At 72.0% G+C, this 16,705-nt stretch carries 11 protein-coding genes; 3 read left to right on the top strand and 8 right to left on the bottom strand.

The annotated features are described in order from the left end of the window. The first annotated feature begins 32 nt into the window (after positions 1-32). Positions 33-1,184 (top strand): amidase domain-containing protein, encoded by a 1,152-nt coding sequence (locus tag FHS38_RS15355; RefSeq protein ID WP_184734080.1) that lies wholly within the window; start codon positions 33-35, stop codon positions 1,182-1,184. A gap of 49 nt (positions 1,185-1,233) precedes the next feature. Then, positions 1,234-1,671 (top strand): hypothetical protein, encoded by a 438-nt coding sequence (locus FHS38_RS15350; protein ID WP_184734079.1) that lies wholly within the window; start codon positions 1,234-1,236, stop codon positions 1,669-1,671. A gap of 49 nt (positions 1,672-1,720) precedes the next feature. On the opposite strand, the gene FHS38_RS15345 is transcribed toward FHS38_RS15350, so the two are convergent. From FHS38_RS15345 to FHS38_RS15320, 6 genes are all read right to left on the bottom strand, one after another. Continuing rightward, positions 1,721-2,446, bottom strand: a complete 726-nt coding sequence (locus tag FHS38_RS15345; RefSeq protein WP_184734078.1) for an HNH endonuclease family protein — start codon at positions 2,444-2,446, stop codon at positions 1,721-1,723. 285 nt (positions 2,447-2,731) lie between these two features. Further along, positions 2,732-6,262 carry a transcription-repair coupling factor gene (gene mfd, locus FHS38_RS15340; RefSeq protein ID WP_184734077.1) on the bottom strand — a complete coding sequence of 1,177 codons (3,531 nt, stop codon included), beginning with the start codon at positions 6,260-6,262 and terminating at the stop codon, positions 2,732-2,734. A 192-nt stretch (positions 6,263-6,454) separates the two neighbouring features. Beyond that, positions 6,455-6,718, bottom strand: a complete 264-nt coding sequence (locus FHS38_RS15335) for a hypothetical protein (protein ID WP_184734076.1) — start codon at positions 6,716-6,718, stop codon at positions 6,455-6,457. Further along, positions 6,711-7,070 carry a hypothetical protein gene (locus FHS38_RS15330; RefSeq protein WP_184734075.1) on the bottom strand — a complete coding sequence of 120 codons (360 nt, stop codon included), beginning with the start codon at positions 7,068-7,070 and terminating at the stop codon, positions 6,711-6,713. Before FHS38_RS15330 ends, FHS38_RS15335 begins: the two co-directional genes overlap by 8 nt. A gap of 169 nt (positions 7,071-7,239) precedes the next feature. After that, positions 7,240-9,801, bottom strand: a complete 2,562-nt coding sequence (locus tag FHS38_RS15325; RefSeq protein WP_184734074.1) for an ABC transporter permease — start codon at positions 9,799-9,801, stop codon at positions 7,240-7,242. Then, on the bottom strand, positions 9,798-10,586 hold the full coding sequence (locus FHS38_RS15320; protein WP_184734073.1) for an ABC transporter ATP-binding protein: 789 nt from the start codon (positions 10,584-10,586) through the stop codon (positions 9,798-9,800). Before FHS38_RS15320 ends, FHS38_RS15325 begins: the two co-directional genes overlap by 4 nt. A 485-nt stretch (positions 10,587-11,071) precedes the next feature. On the opposite strand from FHS38_RS15320, the gene FHS38_RS15315 reads away from it, so the two are divergent. Then, entirely contained in the window at positions 11,072-12,847 is a 1,776-nt protein-coding gene (locus FHS38_RS15315) for a lytic transglycosylase domain-containing protein (RefSeq protein WP_184734072.1), read from the top strand. A gap of 80 nt (positions 12,848-12,927) precedes the next feature. On the opposite strand, the gene FHS38_RS15310 is transcribed toward FHS38_RS15315, so the two are convergent. Both FHS38_RS15310 and FHS38_RS15305 read right to left on the bottom strand, forming a co-directional pair. Continuing rightward, positions 12,928-13,833 (bottom strand): coiled-coil domain-containing protein, encoded by a 906-nt coding sequence (locus tag FHS38_RS15310; protein WP_184734071.1) that lies wholly within the window; start codon positions 13,831-13,833, stop codon positions 12,928-12,930. 194 nt (positions 13,834-14,027) lie between these two features. Beyond that, positions 14,028-16,703, bottom strand: a complete 2,676-nt coding sequence (locus tag FHS38_RS15305) for an SUKH-4 family immunity protein (protein ID WP_184734070.1) — start codon at positions 16,701-16,703, stop codon at positions 14,028-14,030. Between the last annotated feature and the right edge of the window lie 2 nt (positions 16,704-16,705).

Genomic DNA, 16,705 nt, shown 5'->3' with positions numbered 1-16,705 from the left:
CGGTCAATCAGCTACTGCTTATGGGGGAGCACATGCCGAGGAAACTGACCCATGCCGCCTGTGCGGTCACCGTCACCACCGCGTTGGCGCTCGGTGCGGCGCCCGCGGCCCTGGCCGCCGAACGGCCGGATTCCGCCGCTGCCGCCGACACACCGCTTTCGGCCACCGACACCTCCGAGCTCGTCCGGATAGCCGACGGCTATCTGAACCAGCGCGCGGACACCGTGACCGCCACCGGGCGGAACCGGAAGGCGCCCGTCGTCCCGCAGGCCGCCGAGGCCTCGCTGCGGGCCCGGCTGGCCCAGGAGTTCACGACCCTGGCCAAGCAGGGCCGCGCCTACGAGAAGGCCAGCGGCGGCTACACCCGCGCCGAGGTGAAGGCCACCCCGGGCGCGGCGACGCGGAGCGGCGACACCGCCACGCTCGAGCTCACCGAGGACACCAGGCTCCTCTACCCGGACGTCCCGAAGGGCGCCCCGGAGGCGGAGGAGTACTCCCTCGCCCACACGCTCACCTTCACCCGGACCGCGGCGGGCGGCTGGCAGCTCGCCTCCGACAAGCCGGACCTGGGCACCGGCGACGTCACCACCTATGCGGCGGCGCCGGAAGAGGGCCGCACGGAGCCCGACTCCCAGGACAAGGACACACCCGCCGTGCGGGCCTCGCTCGCCCGCCCCGCGGAGCAGTCCCCGAAGGCCGCGGCGTCGTACAACTACCGCAAGATGGTCGCCTACGCCAACAAGTACTGGAAGCACCCGAACGACGACTACCGCACCTACGGCAACGACTGCACCAACTTCATCTCCCAGGCGATGTACGCGGGCGGCTGGAAGCCCGTGGGCGGGTCCCTTCTCGACCGCAGGAACAACAAGAAGTGGTTCTACGGCCCTCAGCCGTGGACCAGCTACACCTGGGCCGGCGCCGAGAACTGGTACTTCTTCGCCCAGGTGCACTCCAAGCGCACCAAGCCGCTGCGCAACATCTGGGCCCTCGGCACCGCGGACGTGCTCCAGGCCGACTGGGGCCCGCGCCCCAACAACAACATCGACCACTCCATGATCGTCACCGCGCTGACGCGCACCGAGCGGTACCTCACCTACCACACGGGCAACACACACAACCGGAAGCTGAGCAACCTCTTGGCCAAGCGTCCCGACGCCTGGTACTACGCACACCGCACCTGATACCGACCCGGTATCGGGCCGTCCGACCCGCCTGGCCCTGGGGGCACAGATGACAGCACGTCGCACGGCCGCGCTCGGCGCGGCAGGGTTGGCCACAGCGGCACTGCTCGCACTGACCGGCTGCGACAGCGAGAACCAGGACGAGGCGAGAACGGAGAAGGAGACCGCCTCGGCCTACGTCGAGGCCCTCAACGCCCGTGACCCGGACGCCCTGGCGAAGCTGGGGCGCCCCGGCGACCAGGGCGCGCAGCAGGGGGCCCGCGACCTCGTCAACCGCGAGGGCGGCCGGGGCATACAGGTCGAGGACGTGGCGGTGAACCACGAATTCGGCCCCGACTTCGCGGACGTCGCCATTTGGGGCACCGACAGCAAGGGCCGCACCTACCGGCACCGGCTGACCCTCGAACGGACCGGGAAGACCTGGTACGTCCCCCTGGGGAGCGCACCGGGCACACCCAAACCGTCCTCGGCGACCACACGCTCCTGACCGTGACGAGGTCCTGTCGGCCGGCGTGACCGGCCGGCAGGACCTGCGTCTACTTGGTCGTGAACCGGGTCGGCGCCGCGGTGGGGTTGCCCCCGGTGGGCGGCTTGCGGGAGGGACAGGTGGAGAGGACCTTCACCATGGCCGCCTTCTCCACGTCGGTCACCCACAGGCCGTACTTCTTCTTCACCGCCACCTGACGGGCGACGTACTCACAGCGGTAGGCCTCGTTGTCCGGCAGCCACTTCGCCGTGTCGCCGTCGCCCTTGCTGCGGTTGGCGGAGGCGTCGGCGGCTATCAGGTTGAGCGGGTCGTTGGCGAGGGCGACGCGCTTGGCGGGGTCCCACGCGCGGGCGCCCTTCTGCCACGCGTCGGACAGGGCGACGACATGATCGATGTCTATCTTGCTCTTCCCCCGCTCGAAGCGGACCGACTTCCCCGTGTACGGGTCCTTGGCGAGCGTGCCGGAGGTGACCGTGCAGCGGCCGTCGCCGAACTTCACCTCGGACAGGTCGCGTTTGAGGATGTCGTCCCGGGTGCCGCACTTGTTCCCGTCGGTGTCCGCCCAGGCCTGGCCGAACTTCGTCCGGGTGTAACCCGACATGGACTCCCGCCCCTTGACCGTCAGGGCGGACGCGGTCTTCAGGGCCGAGCCCTCACCACCCTTGGCATCACCCTTCTTCTCACTCTCGGAGGAACAGCCGGCGGCGGCGAACAGCACCGCGCAGGCGAGGACGGCGGAGGCGGCGGTGCGAACGGCGGTGGACGCGTGCAGCATGGACCGGGGCAAGGGAGACGTCCCGTCTGTGAGGCGGCATGAACCTGATCCCGTGGCCACCCGGCGGGCGCCCACCGGGCCGTAGGGAATTTGTCCCGGTTCAGACGGTCACAAACGGCGCGAAGGCGCACATCCACCCATGCCACAGCGCCCGCGGCTGCGCCCCCCTGCCAGGGGATCGCACGACCGCGGGCGCTGGAAGGCTGCTGACGAACCCTCGCTACGAACCTCCGCTACGAACCCTCGCTACGAACCTCCGCTACGAACTCTCGCTACGAGCCTTCGCTACGAACCCAGAATCGTCGTCAGGAACTCGCCCGTCCACGCCAGCAGTTCCCGGCCGACCAGCGGCTTGCCGCCGATGGGCCGCGTCGCCGGACGCGGCACCAGGATCTGGTTCGTGGCGGGCTTCATGACCGTACGCGGATAGAGGCGCTTCAGCCGCAGCTCCTGCGACTCGCGCAGCTCGACCGGGCCGAAGCGCACATTGGGACCCTGGAGCGTGATGTCCGCGACCCCGCACGCGCGGGCCAGCATCCGCAGACCGGCGACGAGCAGCAGATTCTCCACCGGCTCCGGCAGCTTGCCGTAGCGGTCGGTGAGCTCCTCGCGGACGGCCTTGATGTCCGCCTCGCTGTTGGCCGAGGCGATGGACCGGTACGCCTGGAGGCGCAGCCGCTCCCCCGGCGCGTAGTCGTGCGGGACGTGCGCGTCGACCGGCAGCTCGATCTTCACCTCCAGCGGCGGCTCCTCCTCCACCCCGCCCTCCACCGAGGCCCGGTAGTCCGCCACGGCCTCGCCGACCATGCGGATGTAGAGGTCGAAGCCGACGCCCGCGATGTGCCCGGACTGCTCGCCGCCGAGCAGATTGCCCGCGCCGCGGATCTCCAGGTCCTTCATCGCCACGTACATGCCCGCGCCCATCTCCGTGTGCTGGGCGATGGTGGCGAGCCGCTCGTGCGCGGTCTCGGTGAGCGGCTTCTCCGGCGGGTAGAGGAAGTAGGCGTAACCCCGCTCGCGGCTGCGGCCGACCCGGCCGCGCAGCTGGTGCAGCTGCGACAGACCGAAGTTGTCGCCGCGCTCGACGATCAGGGTGTTGGCGTTGGAGATGTCGATGCCCGACTCCACGATCGTCGTGGAGACCAGCACGTCGAACTTCTTCTCCCAGAAGTCGACCACGACCTGTTCCAGGGCGCCCTCCCCCATCTGCCCGTGCGCCGTCTGGATCCGCGCCTCCGGGACGATCTCGCGCAGCCGCGCGGCCGCCCGGTCGATGGACTCCACCCGGTTGTGGATGTAGAAGACCTGGCCCTCGCGCAGCAGTTCCCGCCGGATGGCCGCGCCGATCTGCTTCTGGTCGTACGGGCCGACGAAGGTCAGCACCGGGTGGCGCTCCTCCGGCGGCGTGGTGATCGTCGACATCTCGCGGATGCCGGTGACCGCCATCTCCAGCGTGCGGGGGATGGGGGTGGCGGACATCGTCAGCACGTCGACGTTGGCACGGAGCTTCTTCAGCTGCTCCTTGTGCTCCACGCCGAAGCGCTGCTCCTCGTCCACGATGACCAGGCCCAGGTCCTTGAACTTGGTCTCGGAGGAGAACAGCCGGTGCGTGCCGATCACGATGTCGACCGAGCCGTCCCGCAGCCCCTCCAGGACGGCCTTCGCCTCGGTGTCGCTCTGGAAGCGGGACAGCGCCTTGGTGACCACCGGGAACTGCGCGTACCGCTCGGAGAACGTGCCGAAGTGCTGCTGCACCAGCAGCGTGGTCGGCACCAGCACGGCGACCTGCTTGCCGTCCTGCACGGCCTTGAACGCGGCCCGGACCGCGATCTCCGTCTTGCCGTAGCCGACGTCGCCGCAGACCAGGCGGTCCATGGGGACGGACTTCTCCATGTCCTCCTTGACCTCGGCGATGGTGGTGAGCTGGTCGGGGGTCTCGGCGTAGGGGAAGGCGTCCTCCAGCTCCCGCTGCCAGGGGGTGTCCGCGCCGAAGGAGTGCCCGGGGGCGGCCATCCGCGCCGAGTACAGCTTGATCAGGTCGGCGGCGATCTCCTTGACGGCCTTCTTCGCGCGCGCCTTGGTCTTCGTCCAGTCCGCGCCGCCGAGCCGGTGCAGCGTCGGGGCCTCGCCGCCGACGTACTTGGTGACCTGCTCCAGCTGGTCGGTCGGGATGTAGAGCCGGTCGCCGGGCTGGCCGCGCTTGGCCGGCGCGTACTCCACGAGCAGGTACTCGCGGGTCGCGCCCTGCACGGTGCGCTGCACCATCTCGATGTAGCGGCCGACGCCGTGCTGCTCGTGGACGATGTAGTCACCGGCCTGGAGCGTCAGCGGGTCGATCGTCTTGCGGCGGCGGACCGGCATCCGGCCCAGTTCCTTGCTCGCCGACTTCTGACCGGTCAGATCCGTCTCGGTCAGCACCGCGATCTTCAGCCCGGGGTCGACGAAGCCGCTGTCGAGGCTCGCGCAGGAGACGTGGACGACGGACGGGGACAGCTCGGCCAGGTCGGCGTCGAGGCGGGCGGGGATGCCCTCGCCGCCGAGCACCTCGACCGTACGGGCCGCGGGGCCGTGGCCCTCGGTGAGGAAGACGGTGCGCCAGCCGTCGGCGACCCAGCCCTTGGTGTCGGCCAGGGCGCGGGCGGTGTCGCCGCGATAGACCTCGGGGGCGTGCATGCCGAGCTTGAGGGTGTCCGCGTCCGTATCTTCGTCGGCCGCGAAGGGGCTGACGGACCACCACATCATGCCCAGCTCACGGGCCCGGTCCCGGACGTCCGCGATGCCCCACAGGGACGCCGCGTCGACGTCGATGGGCGCCTCGCCGCCGCCCGCCGTGGCCGCCCAGGACGCCTGCAGGAACTCCTGGCTCGTCGCGACGAGGTCCGCGGCGCGGGTCCGCACCCGCTCGGGGTCGCAGACGACCGCCATGGACCCGGCCGGGAGGACGTCGAGCAGCAGCTCCATGTCGTCCACCAGGGCCGGGGCGAGGGACTCCATGCCCTCCACCGCGATGCCCTCGGCGATCTTGCCGAGCAGCTCGCCGAGCTCGGGGTGCTCCTCCGCGAGCTCCGCGGCCCGCGCCCGCACGGCGTCGGTCAGCAGCAGCTCCCGGCAGGGCGGCGCCCACAGGCCGTGCTCGGCGGCCTCCAGGGACCGCTGGTCGGCGACCTTGAAGTAACGGATCTCCTCGACGTCGTCGCCCCAGAACTCCACGCGCAGCGGGTGCTCCTCGGTGGGCGGGAACACATCCAGGATCCCGCCGCGGACGGCGAACTCGCCCCGCTTCTCCACCAGTTCGACCCGGGCGTACGCGGCGGCCGCCAACGCCTCGGTGATCTCGCCGAGGTCCGCGCTCTGCCCGCTGCGCAGGGCGACGGGCTCCAGGTCACCGAGCCCCTTGACCTGCGGCTGCAGCACGGACCGCACGGGCGCGACGACGACGCTGACGGGCCCCGCGGCCGGGTCGTCCTTGCTCGGGTGCGCGAGCCGGCGCAGCACGGCGAGCCGCCGGCCGACGGTGTCCGAGCGCGGCGACAGCCGCTCGTGCGGCAGCGTCTCCCAGGACGGGAAGTCCACGACGCCGTCGGGCGGCAGCAGCGACCGCAGCGCCGCCGCCAGGTCCTCGGCCTCCCGCCCGGTGGCGGTGACGGCCAGCACGGGCCGCCCGGCGGACCGCGCGAGCGCGGCGATGGCGAAGGGGCGCGCGGCGGGCGGGCCGACGAGGTCGACGTGCGGCCGGTTCCCGTCGGCCGCGGCCTTCACCGCTTCGGCGAGCGCCGGATCATTGACGACGGCGTCGAGCAGACCGTGCAGGCTCATGAGGGGCTTCCGTCCCGGTTCGAACAGAGGATGGCAAGGTGACGAGGTCGGGGGACAACGCGAACCACCCGACACGTGGGATACGGGCCGGGGTGCCCCCAGCCTACGACGGCGGGCCGACAACCGCGGTCGGACCACGAACGCCCCAGGACGTCCCCGCCGCAGGCCCGATCGCCCCCGGTCAGCCTCGTCTCAGAGCGGCCACGGCGTGACCTGAACGATGTACAGGCACCGCTGCCGCACGATCGTCAGGTACTGGAACATCCCGTTCGGGAGGACCTCCTCACGCAGACCGGGAGAGGCCCCCTGATGAGCGGCACCGTCCAGGTAGAGCGCTGCCGCAGCCCGTACCAGTTCGTCCGCGCGCTCCTCCACCAACGCGACGAAGGCGAGGTTCGGCGTCTCACCGATGACGTGCCGCGGGTCCGGGTCGTACTCCCAGTGCCAGTCACCCACCGGCGACCTGCGCCCGGGCACCGTCCATGATCTGCCGGATGTCGTCCATGGCGGCCCGCCATGCCGGGTCCTCGTGGTCCAGCGTCTGGGCGGCGTACTCGGCCGCGCGCAGCCGCCGGGCGACATCGGGGAAACGCTCGATCTCGATCACCGTGGCCCACTTGAGCTGGAACATGGCGATCGGCCCGAAGCTGTTGGACTGGGTGGCCATCGTGAAGACCGTGTCGCGCTCGGTCGTCATCTCCGCCAGCCGCGACGGCGCGACCTGCGCGAGGGCCGCCCGCAGCGCGGGGAACGTCTTCTCGGGTCTGGGGATCAGCGCCCCACCGTCGTGAACGGGCTGCGTGGTCATACGTCCTCCCAAGGGTGCCCCGATCACCGTACGGCAACCGATCGTGCCGGATGGGCCGGACGGCGGACACGGACCTCCGACGGACCGACCGCACGCACGCACGCAAAGGACCCGGCCCGGACGCGCACCCCCGTGGCGCGTCCGGGCCGGGTCGTTCCCCCGCCGGTGGTCAGTCCGTCGCGATGGCGTTCAGGACGTTCATCCGGCCCGCCCGGAACGCCGGGACCAGGGCGGCGAGCAGGCCCACCAGTGCCGAGCCGAGGAAGACCGCGGTGATCGTCGGCCAGGGGATCTCCAGGATTCCCAGGCCCTGCAGGGCCAGCAGCTTCTGGGCCGTCATGCCCCACGCCATGCCGAGGCCGAGGCCCAGGAGGGCGCCGAAGAGGGCGATGACCACCGACTCCAGACGGATCATGCGGCGCAGCTGGCGGCGGGAGAGACCGATGGCGCGCATCAGGCCGATCTCGCGGGTCCGCTCGACGACCGACAGGGCGAGGGTGTTCACGACGCCCAGGACCGCGACGATGATGGCCAGGGCCAGCAGGCCGTAGATCATGTTGAGCAGCTGGTCGACCTGGCCCTTGATGAGCTCCTTGTAGTCGGCCTGGTCACGGACCTCGATCTGCGGGTAGTCCTCCACCGCCGCCTTCAGGGCCGCGGCCGCCTCCTTCGCCTGGCCGTCCTCGGCCTTGGCGAACATCATCGAGATCGCCGGGACCTTGTCCGCCGGGAGGTACCGCTTCGCGGTGGCGATGTCCGTGTACATCGCGCCCTTGTCGAACGTGGTGTCGTCCGTGGTGATCGCGTTGATCTTGAGCTTCGCCGTCCGGCCGTCGACCATGGCGACGGTCAGCCGGTCGCCCAGCTTGACGCCGTGGTCCTTCGCCCAGCCCTCGGGCACCGACATGGCGTCCTTGGCGTAGGCGTCCGACAGCTTGCCCCGGACCGTTTCGATCCGCAGGTCCTGGGCGTAGGTCGGGGTGGCCGCGGTCAGCCGTTCCGTGGCGGTCGTGCCGTCCGGGGTGGTGATCTTGGCGTTGACGCCGGTGTACTCGGTGAAGTGCGCCACGTGGTCCGCGGACCTGACGGCCTTGACCATGGCGGGGCTGAGCGGTCCGGTGTCGCCGCCGATGATGAAGTCCGCGCCGACCGACTTGTCGAGCTGGTCCGTGGCCGAGGCGACCATGGAGGAGCCGACCACCGAGAGGGCGGCGACGAGCGCGAGGCCGATCATCAGGGCGGAGGCCGTGCCGCCCGTACGCCGCGGGTTGCGCAGCGCGTTGCGCTCGGCGAGGCGGCCGACGGGGCCGAAGAGGCGCAGCACGACCACGCTGAGGCCGCGGACGACGACGGAGGCCAGCAGCGGACCGACGACGACGAAGCCGACGAGGGTCAGCAGCACGCCCAGGCCCAGGAACGCCGAGCCCGCCGACGCCTGGTCCGCCGTGCCGCCCGCGACGAGGGCGGCCGCGCCCGCGCCGGTGAGCAGCAGGCCGATGGCGGCCCGCACCTTGCCGGCCTTGCCGTCGGCGGGGGTTCCCGCGTCGCGCAGGGCGGCCATGGGCGAGATCTTCCCGGCCCGGCGGGCGGGGAGGTAGGCGGCGAGGACGGTGACGACGACACCGATCGCGAGGCCGATCAGCGGCGTGGTGGGCTTGATGGTCAGCTCGGAGGTGTCGAGCTTCATGCCCATGGAGCCCATGAGTTCCATCAGCCCGACGGCCAGGGCGACACCGCCGCCGATGCCGAGGAGCGAGCCGACGACGCCGAGGAGCAGCGCCTCGGCCAGCACCGACCGGTTGACCTGCTTGCGGCTGGAGCCGATGGCCCGCATCAGGCCGATCTCACGGGTGCGCTGGGCGACCAGCATGGAGAAGGTGTTGACGATGAGGAAGATGCCGACGAGCACGGCGATGCCGGCGAAGCCGAGCAGCGCGTACTTCATGACGTCGAGGAAGGAGCCGACGTCCTTCTTGTTCTCCGCCTTCGTCTCGGCGGCGGTGTGCACGGTGTAGCCGGTGCCGATGGCGGCGGTGACGTTCTTCTTGAGCTGCTCGTCGCTGACCCCGGCGGCCGCCGTCAGGCCGTAGCCGCTGTAGCCGGTCGTGGTGCCGAGGAGCTTGCTCTGGGCGGTCGCGGTGTCGAAGTAGAGGATCGCCGCGCCCGGGTTGGTGGTCTTGTACGTGGCGAGACCGATGATCGTGACCTTGAAGTCGCCCGGGGCGGCCATCACGCGCAGGGTGTCGCCCGGCTTCAGACCGTGCTTGTCGGCGGTGTCGGAGTCGAGGACGACCTCGGTGGGGCCGCGCGGCTCGTGGCCGCTGGTGATGTCGACGGACTTCTTCTGGCTGTCGTCCCAGTTGGTGCCCACGGTGGGGGCGCCGGACGTGGGGCCGATGTTCTTGTTCTTCGCGTCGGCGGCGGTGATCTGCTGGTTGGTGGCGTGCGGTTCGACCTTCGCGACCCCGTCGGCCTTGGCGAGCTTCGCCTGGAGCGACGCGGGGACGGTCTGCGGCCTGCCGGTCTGCTGGGCGTTGTCGTTCTTCGGCGCGGCGACGCTGACGTCGGAGGCGGTGGAGGCGAAGAGCTTGTCGAACGTGGCGCTCATGGTGTCGGTGAAGACGAGCGTGCCGCAGACGAACGCCACCGACAGCAGCACCGCGACGGCGGACAGCGCCATGCGCCCCTTGTGGGCGACGAAGTTGCGCAGCGAGGTCTTGAGGACGGTCACGACACCCGCCCGCGCGCGTCGAAGTGCTTCATCCGCTCGAGGACCAGGTCGGCGGTCGGCTGGTACATCTCGTCCACGATCCGCCCGTCCGCCAGGAACAGTGCCCGGTCCGCGTACGAGGCGGCCACGGGGTCGTGGGTGACCATGACGATGGTCTGGCCCAGCTCGTCGACCGAGCGGCGCAGGAAGCCCAGCACCTCGGCGCCGGCCCGCGAGTCCAGGTTTCCGGTGGGCTCGTCACCGAAGATGATCTCGGGCCGGGCGGCGAGCGCGCGGGCCACGGCGACGCGCTGCTGCTGGCCGCCGGAGAGCTGGTTGGGCCGGTGCTTGAGGCGGCCCGCGAGGCCCACGGTCTCCACGACGCGGTCCAGCCACGCCCGGTCCGGCTTGCGGCCGGCGATGTCCATGGGGAGCGTGATGTTCTCCAGGGCGTTCAGCGTCGGCAGCAGGTTGAACGCCTGGAAGATGAAGCCGATCCGATCCCGGCGCAGTTGGGTGAGCTTCTTGTCCTTGAGCCCGGTGATCTCGGTCTCGTCGATGAATATCTGCCCGGAGGTGACGGTGTCGAGGCCGGCCAGGCAGTGCATCAGCGTCGACTTGCCGGAGCCGGAGGGGCCCATGATGGCCGTGAACTGCCCACGGGCGATGTCCACGTCCACGTGGTCGAGCGCGACGACCCGGGTCTCCCCCGCGCCGTACGCCTTGAGGACCTGACGGGCCCTCGCCGCGACGGCCGCATGTCCTCCACTGCCCCCGGTCGTGGGAATCGATACAGCCGTTTTCACGGTAAGTCTCCTGTTTCTATGCAATTCGTTGCGTCTGGGTGCATCCCGCCGCAACGGGGTGACACGCCTCAAGCCTGCGGGAATCCGGACGCGGCCACGATGGGGCCCGTCCCTGTCTTCGGGGTGGTGCCAGCCCTACCGGCGTCCCTCCGGCCACCCATAAAAAGGCTAGATATCGCCCTCGCTCGGAGCATCCTGCTGCGGTACGAGCCGGGGCTGGGGGGATGTACGGATCCACCCCTAGGGGACGGGCCCCGTCGAGCCGCCTCCGCCTCGGGGTCGCGGGGCGGACGAACAGTCGAAGACAGGGGGTAACAGGGGGGAAACGGGCCCCTGAGGGGGAACGAAGAGCGAAGAATACGTGAAGCCAGTCCCGGGACAAGACAATTGGGGCCAGAGGGAATTAGTGTTCGGGTCTATGGCCGTGGGGGGCACGTGCGACCCTCCTCGCACCGGCCAGTCGGTCTCCCAAGGAAGCAGCCTCCGTGAAGATACTTCGTACTCGCGCTGCCAGCGTCTCCCGGCAGGGACTGTGCACTGCTCTGCTCGTCGCCAGCCTCACGGCGGCTGTCGGCGTCAGTCCGCCGCACAACACCGCCGGTGCCGACGATTCCTCACCCAGACCTTCCGACCCCCAGGGCAAGCCGCATGGCGTCCCCAACCTCGCCCTGCCCGACCTCGCCCCGAAGAAGCCGGGCAACGCCGGCAAGCCCGGCGGCGGCACCGGCGGCGACTCCCCGGACGGCAACACAGGCATCCCCAAGACCGCCCTGGCCGCCTATCAGAACGCCGCGCGCCTCGCCGCGACCCAGCTGCCGGGCTGCCACATCCCGTGGGAGCTGATCGCGGGCATCGGCCGTGTGGAGTCGGTGCACGCCGGCGGTTACGGGCTGCGCAGCGACGGCTCGACGGAGAAGCCGATCCGCGGACCGCGGCTGACCGGTGGTCAGTTCGCGGAGATCCGGGACACCGACAAGGGCCGCTGGGACGGCGACACCGAGTACGACCGGGCCGTCGGCCCGACCCAGTTCATCCCCTCCACCTGGGAGATGTCGGGCGCCGACGGCAACGGCGACGGCATCAAGGACCCCAACAACATCTTCGACGCCGCGCTGGGCACCGCCCACTACCTCTGCGCGAACAACCGGGACCTGAACAGCAGCGCGGACCTCGACAAGGCCGTGCTGAGCTACAACCAGTCCCGCGAGTACGTCAACGCGGTCCTGGCCTGGATGCGCACGTACCAGAGCGGCAATGTCGGCACGGTCCCCGACAACACCCCGACGACCCCGCACAACCCGTCGGGCGACACCTCCGGCACGACCCCCACCACCCCCTCCCCCGGCACCACGCCCGGGACCGGCTCGTCCACGCCGTCGGGCAACAAGCCCAGCCCCGGCAAGCAGACGCCCACGCCGCAGAAGCCGACCCCGAAGCCGGATCCGCAGAAGCCTGACCCGCAGAAGCCGACCCCGAAGCCCGAGCCGAAGCCCGATCCCACCAAGCCGACCCCCGCGCCCGTCGCCCGCCTGGAGCGGATCGGCGCGGCGGAGTGGGAGACCACGGCGGGTGAGACCTTCGCCGAACCCGCGAGCGTCCGGGCCCTCGACAAGGCCGGCAAGCCGGTCGCCGGCACCCGGGTCCGCTTCGAGATCATCGGCAGGACCGGGGCCCGCTTCCTGGGCAACACCACCAAGGTCACCGTCCCGACGGCCAAGGACGGCAAGGCCGCCGCACCCCGTGTCCTCGCGGGCGACCAGGCCGGCCAGTTCACCCTGCGCATCACCGTCGAGGGCAAGGACCTCGCGCCCGTCGACATCAATGCGACGGTCAAGGCCGCCCCGGTGCACGCCGACAAGATCGTCCGCGTCGGCAACAAGCGCTTGGAGGCCAAGCCGAACAGCGCCTTCGCCGACAAGGTCGTGATCCAGGCCTCCAACGGGGGCAAGGCCATGCCCGGCATCGGCATGACGGCCACCGTGGCCGCCGCCGACGGCGAGAGCACCGTCAAGTCCGGCCCGTACTTCAAGGACGAGAACGGTAAGCCGGTCCGCGAGGTCGACCTCGGCAAGACCGGCAAGGACGGCCAGCTCGAACTGCCGGAGCTCTTCGCCGACAACAAGTCCGGTGGCTTCACCCTCCGCATCGTCAGCACCGACGGCCAGGTCCTCATCGTGCACCTGAACGTGCTGGCGGCGGAGTCCACGCAGCAGCCGTCCACCACGCCGCCCGCCACCCCGAGCGGCACCCCGAAGGCCTGAGACCGCGCCCCGTCCCGCCCGCCCCCGCCTCGCGGGGACCGGGCGGGACCGCGGCCCGGCCCCTGTGGGGCCGTCAGCTCCTACAGATCGCCCGCGCCCGCGTCCTCGGCGACCGGCTTGCCCGTCAACGCCGCCAGACTGTGCCGCACATGCGCCATGTGCGAGCGGAGCTCCTCACGGCGCTCCTCGTGCTCCCGCAGCAGCCGCTCGGTCTCCCGGTTGATGCGCTCCTCGCGCACCCGCGCCTGCGCGAGCAACGCCCCCGCCTGTGCCTCCGCGTCCTCCTGACCGTGCCGCGCCGCCTCCTCCGCCTCCGCGAACCGGCGCTGCGCCTCCCCCAGCGTCGAGCGCGCGTACTCCTCCAGGGCGGCCACCCGCACGTCCATCGCCGCCTCCCGCTCGGCGATCTCGCGGCCCGCCGCGTCCCACCGCTCGGCCTGGTCCTTCTCCTGCTCCGCCAGCAGACCCGCCGTGTGCTGCCGCATCTCCCGCAGCGCCGCCAGCGACTCCCCCCGCCGCGCCTTGACCTCCCGGCGCACCTCCGCCCGCAGCTCGTCCGCCGCGGACTGCGCGGCCAGCACCACCTGCCGCGCCCAGCCCTCCGACTCCGCCTTCACCGCCACGGCGTGCGCCTGCGCCTCGTCCCGGACCACGCGGGCATGGGCCTCGGCGGACTCCCGCAGTTCGGCCGCCGCCGCGTCGGCACGCTCACGCAGCCCCGCCGCCTCGGCCTCCGCGGTGACCAGCAGCCCCCGGGCGCGCGAACCGAGCGACTCGTACGTCTGCGGCGGAAGATGCGCCACCACCTGGGCGAGGCGCTCCACCTCGCTCTCCATCTCCCGTGCGAGCACGGTCAGTCGCGCCACCCGCTCCCACGCACCGTCCCGCTGGCGTGCGAACTCCGCCGACGCGCGCTCGACCTGCTCAGGCCGGTAGCCGCGGCCCCGCACGACAGTGAAACCGTCGGGAGACACCGATGCACTCATCCTTGAAGCCCCTTATATCCGGATATCCGGTATGCGACGCGATCCGGCGCACATCATTTCCTGGACCACCGAAGCGCCCAAAACGCGACACTCCGCCCTATTCATCTCTCAAGGATGCGCCGACCCACGACGCAGGGCGCCCGACCCCTCACCCGGGTCGAGCGCCCTGTGCCCTCACCTACGCCGGCCGGTCGCTAGAAGAGACCGTCCCACATCTGCTCCAGCAGTACGGCCCACCAGTTCTCCGGCGACGACAGCGCCGCGGGGTCCAACGCCATCAGCTGAGCCTGGAAATCCACGGTCCAGCGCCCGGCCTGCTCCGGCGTCAGCCCGTAGCGCCAGCGCCACATCTTCCCGAGCAGCGCCAAACAGCGTACGAACTGAGGCAGGCTCGTGTTGACGAACTGCGGCGCCACCGAACCGCCGTCCGGACCCGCCTCCACCGGCACCGCCACGATGTGCGCCGTCCCGTACTGCACACACAGCTGACGGCCGAAATCACTGCCCATGACGAGATACGAACCGGCGTCCGGCGACGGCCGCACCCCGCGCTCCGCCGCCAGCTCCGCCAGCGTCGGCACCGGACGACCGGGCTGCGCCTGACCCCAGAAGAACGGGCCGAAGTCCATCGGCAGACCCGCCCACACCAACGTCTGCGCCACGATGTCCGGCACGCCCTGGCGCGAGACCGCCCGCTGGTCGAAACGGAAGATCCCCTGCGGGCCGAACGCCTCCACCAGCTCCCGCGCGATGCCGTCCGGAGCGACCGGCGGCGCCTGCTGCACCTGGCCCGGGTGCGGCAACGGCACCCGGTTCGGCGCCGGACGCGCCGGCCCGTCCGCGACCTGGTGCAGCTCGCCCTGATGCTCCACCAGGTGCCGCACACCCTGCTGACGGGTCAGATGATCCCGCCCGTACGCGGCCGTATGGCTGATCCGCACCTGCGGCCACGTCTCCCGCACCATCCGGGCGCAGTAACCACCGGGCAGATCACACGACTCCAGCTCCGTGTGCAGCTCCAGCACCTGCTGCGGCGGCACGTTCATCGCCCGCAGCTCGTGCAGGATCTGCCACTCGGGATGCGGCGTACCCGGCGCGCTGCGCCGGATGATCTGCTGCTCGGAACCGTCCTGCGCCCGATAGCGCAGCACGGCCATGTAGCCGGGGCCGACGGTCGGCACCCCCGTGGGAGCGGCCTGCGGATACCCGTACCCGCCCGGGGCGGCCGGAGCCGCGGCACCCACGGGAGCCGCCGGGGGCATCGGCGCACCGGGAGGCTGACCCGGAGCACCCGGCATGCCCGGGGTGCCGGGACCGGCGAGCATCGTCGCCGCCGCGTGGACACCCTGCGGCTGGCCGGGCGCGGGCGCGGCCGGAGGCTGCGCACCGGGCTGGCCGGGGGCACCGGGCGCCTGCGGACGGCCGGGCACGTGCCCCTGCCCGGGAGCACCGGGCGGGCCCGGAGGCACCGGGGCCGCACCGGGAGCACCCGGCATGCCCGGCGTGCCGGGACCGGCGAGCATCGTCGCCGCCGCGTGCACACCCTGCGGCTGACCGGGCGCGGGCGCCGCCGGAGGCTGCGCACCGGGCTGACCCGGGTACGCGGCGGCCGGGGGCTGACCGGGAGCGCCCGGGAACGCGGGCGGCTGGCCCGGGGCACCGGGGGGCCCGGGCGGCACCGGCGCACCGGGCTGGCCCGGCGTACCGGGGCCCGCGAGCATCGTGGCCGCCGCGTGCGCACCGCCACCGGGGACACCGGGGACACCGGGAGCCTGCGGCGGGTTGGGGGCACTCGGCACCTGCGGCGCACCGGGGGCACCAGGGGCACCGGCCGCACCGGGCACCTGCGCACCGCCCGGCACGTCCGGGGTGCCCGGGGTGCCCGGGGTGCCCGGGGCGAGGCTGTCGTCGAGCTGGGAAACAAGCTGCGTGCGTGCGTACCCACCCGGCGGCGCGGCCGGAGGAGCGGCCGGCGCGGCGGCCGGGGGCGCACTCGGCGGTGCGGTCGACTGGGCGGCCGGCGGCTCGGGAGCGGCAACGGGCGCGGGCGCGCCGGGAACCGGCGCGGCGGGGTCCTCGATCGCGGGGGCGATCGCCGTACGGGGCAGCGCACTGCCCGTGGCCATCAGCGCCGTCTTGGCGTCCGCCGGCACGGCGGGTGACGCGGCGTCCGGCGCGCCGGTGTCCTCCAGCGCGGGCGCGAAGACCGTGGCGGGCAGACCGACCGAACGGTCGCTGTCGTCCGCCCCCGTGTTCGTGTCGGCACCGGCCCACGGGGTCGCCCCCGGCGGAACAGCTGCCTCCGGAGCAGGGGCCGAAGGAGCGGGGGCGCTCGGAGCCGGAGCGGCCGCAGCAGGGGCCTCAACGGGGGCCTCAGCGGGCAGCCGGCCCGCGTCCGCACGAGCGGCGGGCACGGACGGAGCAGCCGGAGAAGGCGCCGGGGCGTCCGCGTCCGAGGAGGAAGCAGCCGAAGAGGACCCCGACCTCCGGTCCGGGATCCCGATCGCGTCCGCCGCGTCCTGCAACCACTGCGGCGGACTCAGCAGGAACGACGTCGCCTCAAGGTCCAACCGCTTCGGCGGAGTGTCCGCCACCGGTACCGACTCGTCCACGGCCCCGTACTCCTCTTCGTACCGACGGATCACCTCACCCACCGGCAGCCCCGGCCACAGCGTGGTCTCCCCGCTGTCACGGGCGATCACCAGGCGCGCCCGTCCGCCGTCCGTCGTCGGACGGTCCGCACGGTCCTCGGCCCAGGCCACGAAGCCCAGATCGAACTCCCGCACCCGCACCTCACGGTGCAGATACGCCGGTACGTCGCCGTTGACCCAGCGCTCCGCGCGCTCCTGCGCCTGCGCGAACGTCACCATCG

It is taken from the genome of Streptomyces netropsis, from assembly GCF_014203545.1.
Lineage (GTDB): Bacteria > Actinomycetota > Actinomycetes > Streptomycetales > Streptomycetaceae > Streptomyces > Streptomyces netropsis.
The sequence above is the reverse complement of the archived record's forward strand: the minus strand, read 5'-3'. Positions and strand labels throughout refer to the sequence as shown.

Bases quoted from the DNA above. Each gene is read 5' to 3' on its own strand.
- FHS38_RS15330 (WP_184734075.1), bottom strand. From the start codon at position 7,070: ATGACCACGCAGCCCGTTCACGACGGTGGGGCGCTGATCCCCAGACCC.
- FHS38_RS15355 (WP_184734080.1), top strand. From the start codon at position 33: ATGCCGAGGAAACTGACCCATGCCGCCTGTGCGGTCACCGTCACCACC.
- FHS38_RS15310 (WP_184734071.1), bottom strand. From the start codon at position 13,833: ATGAGTGCATCGGTGTCTCCCGACGGTTTCACTGTCGTGCGGGGCCGC.
- FHS38_RS15305 (WP_184734070.1), bottom strand. From the start codon at position 16,703: ATGGTGACGTTCGCGCAGGCGCAGGAGCGCGCGGAGCGCTGGGTCAAC.
- mfd (WP_184734077.1), bottom strand. From the start codon at position 6,262: ATGAGCCTGCACGGTCTGCTCGACGCCGTCGTCAATGATCCGGCGCTC.
- FHS38_RS15345 (WP_184734078.1), bottom strand. From the start codon at position 2,446: ATGCTGCACGCGTCCACCGCCGTTCGCACCGCCGCCTCCGCCGTCCTC.
- FHS38_RS15350 (WP_184734079.1), top strand. From the start codon at position 1,234: ATGACAGCACGTCGCACGGCCGCGCTCGGCGCGGCAGGGTTGGCCACA.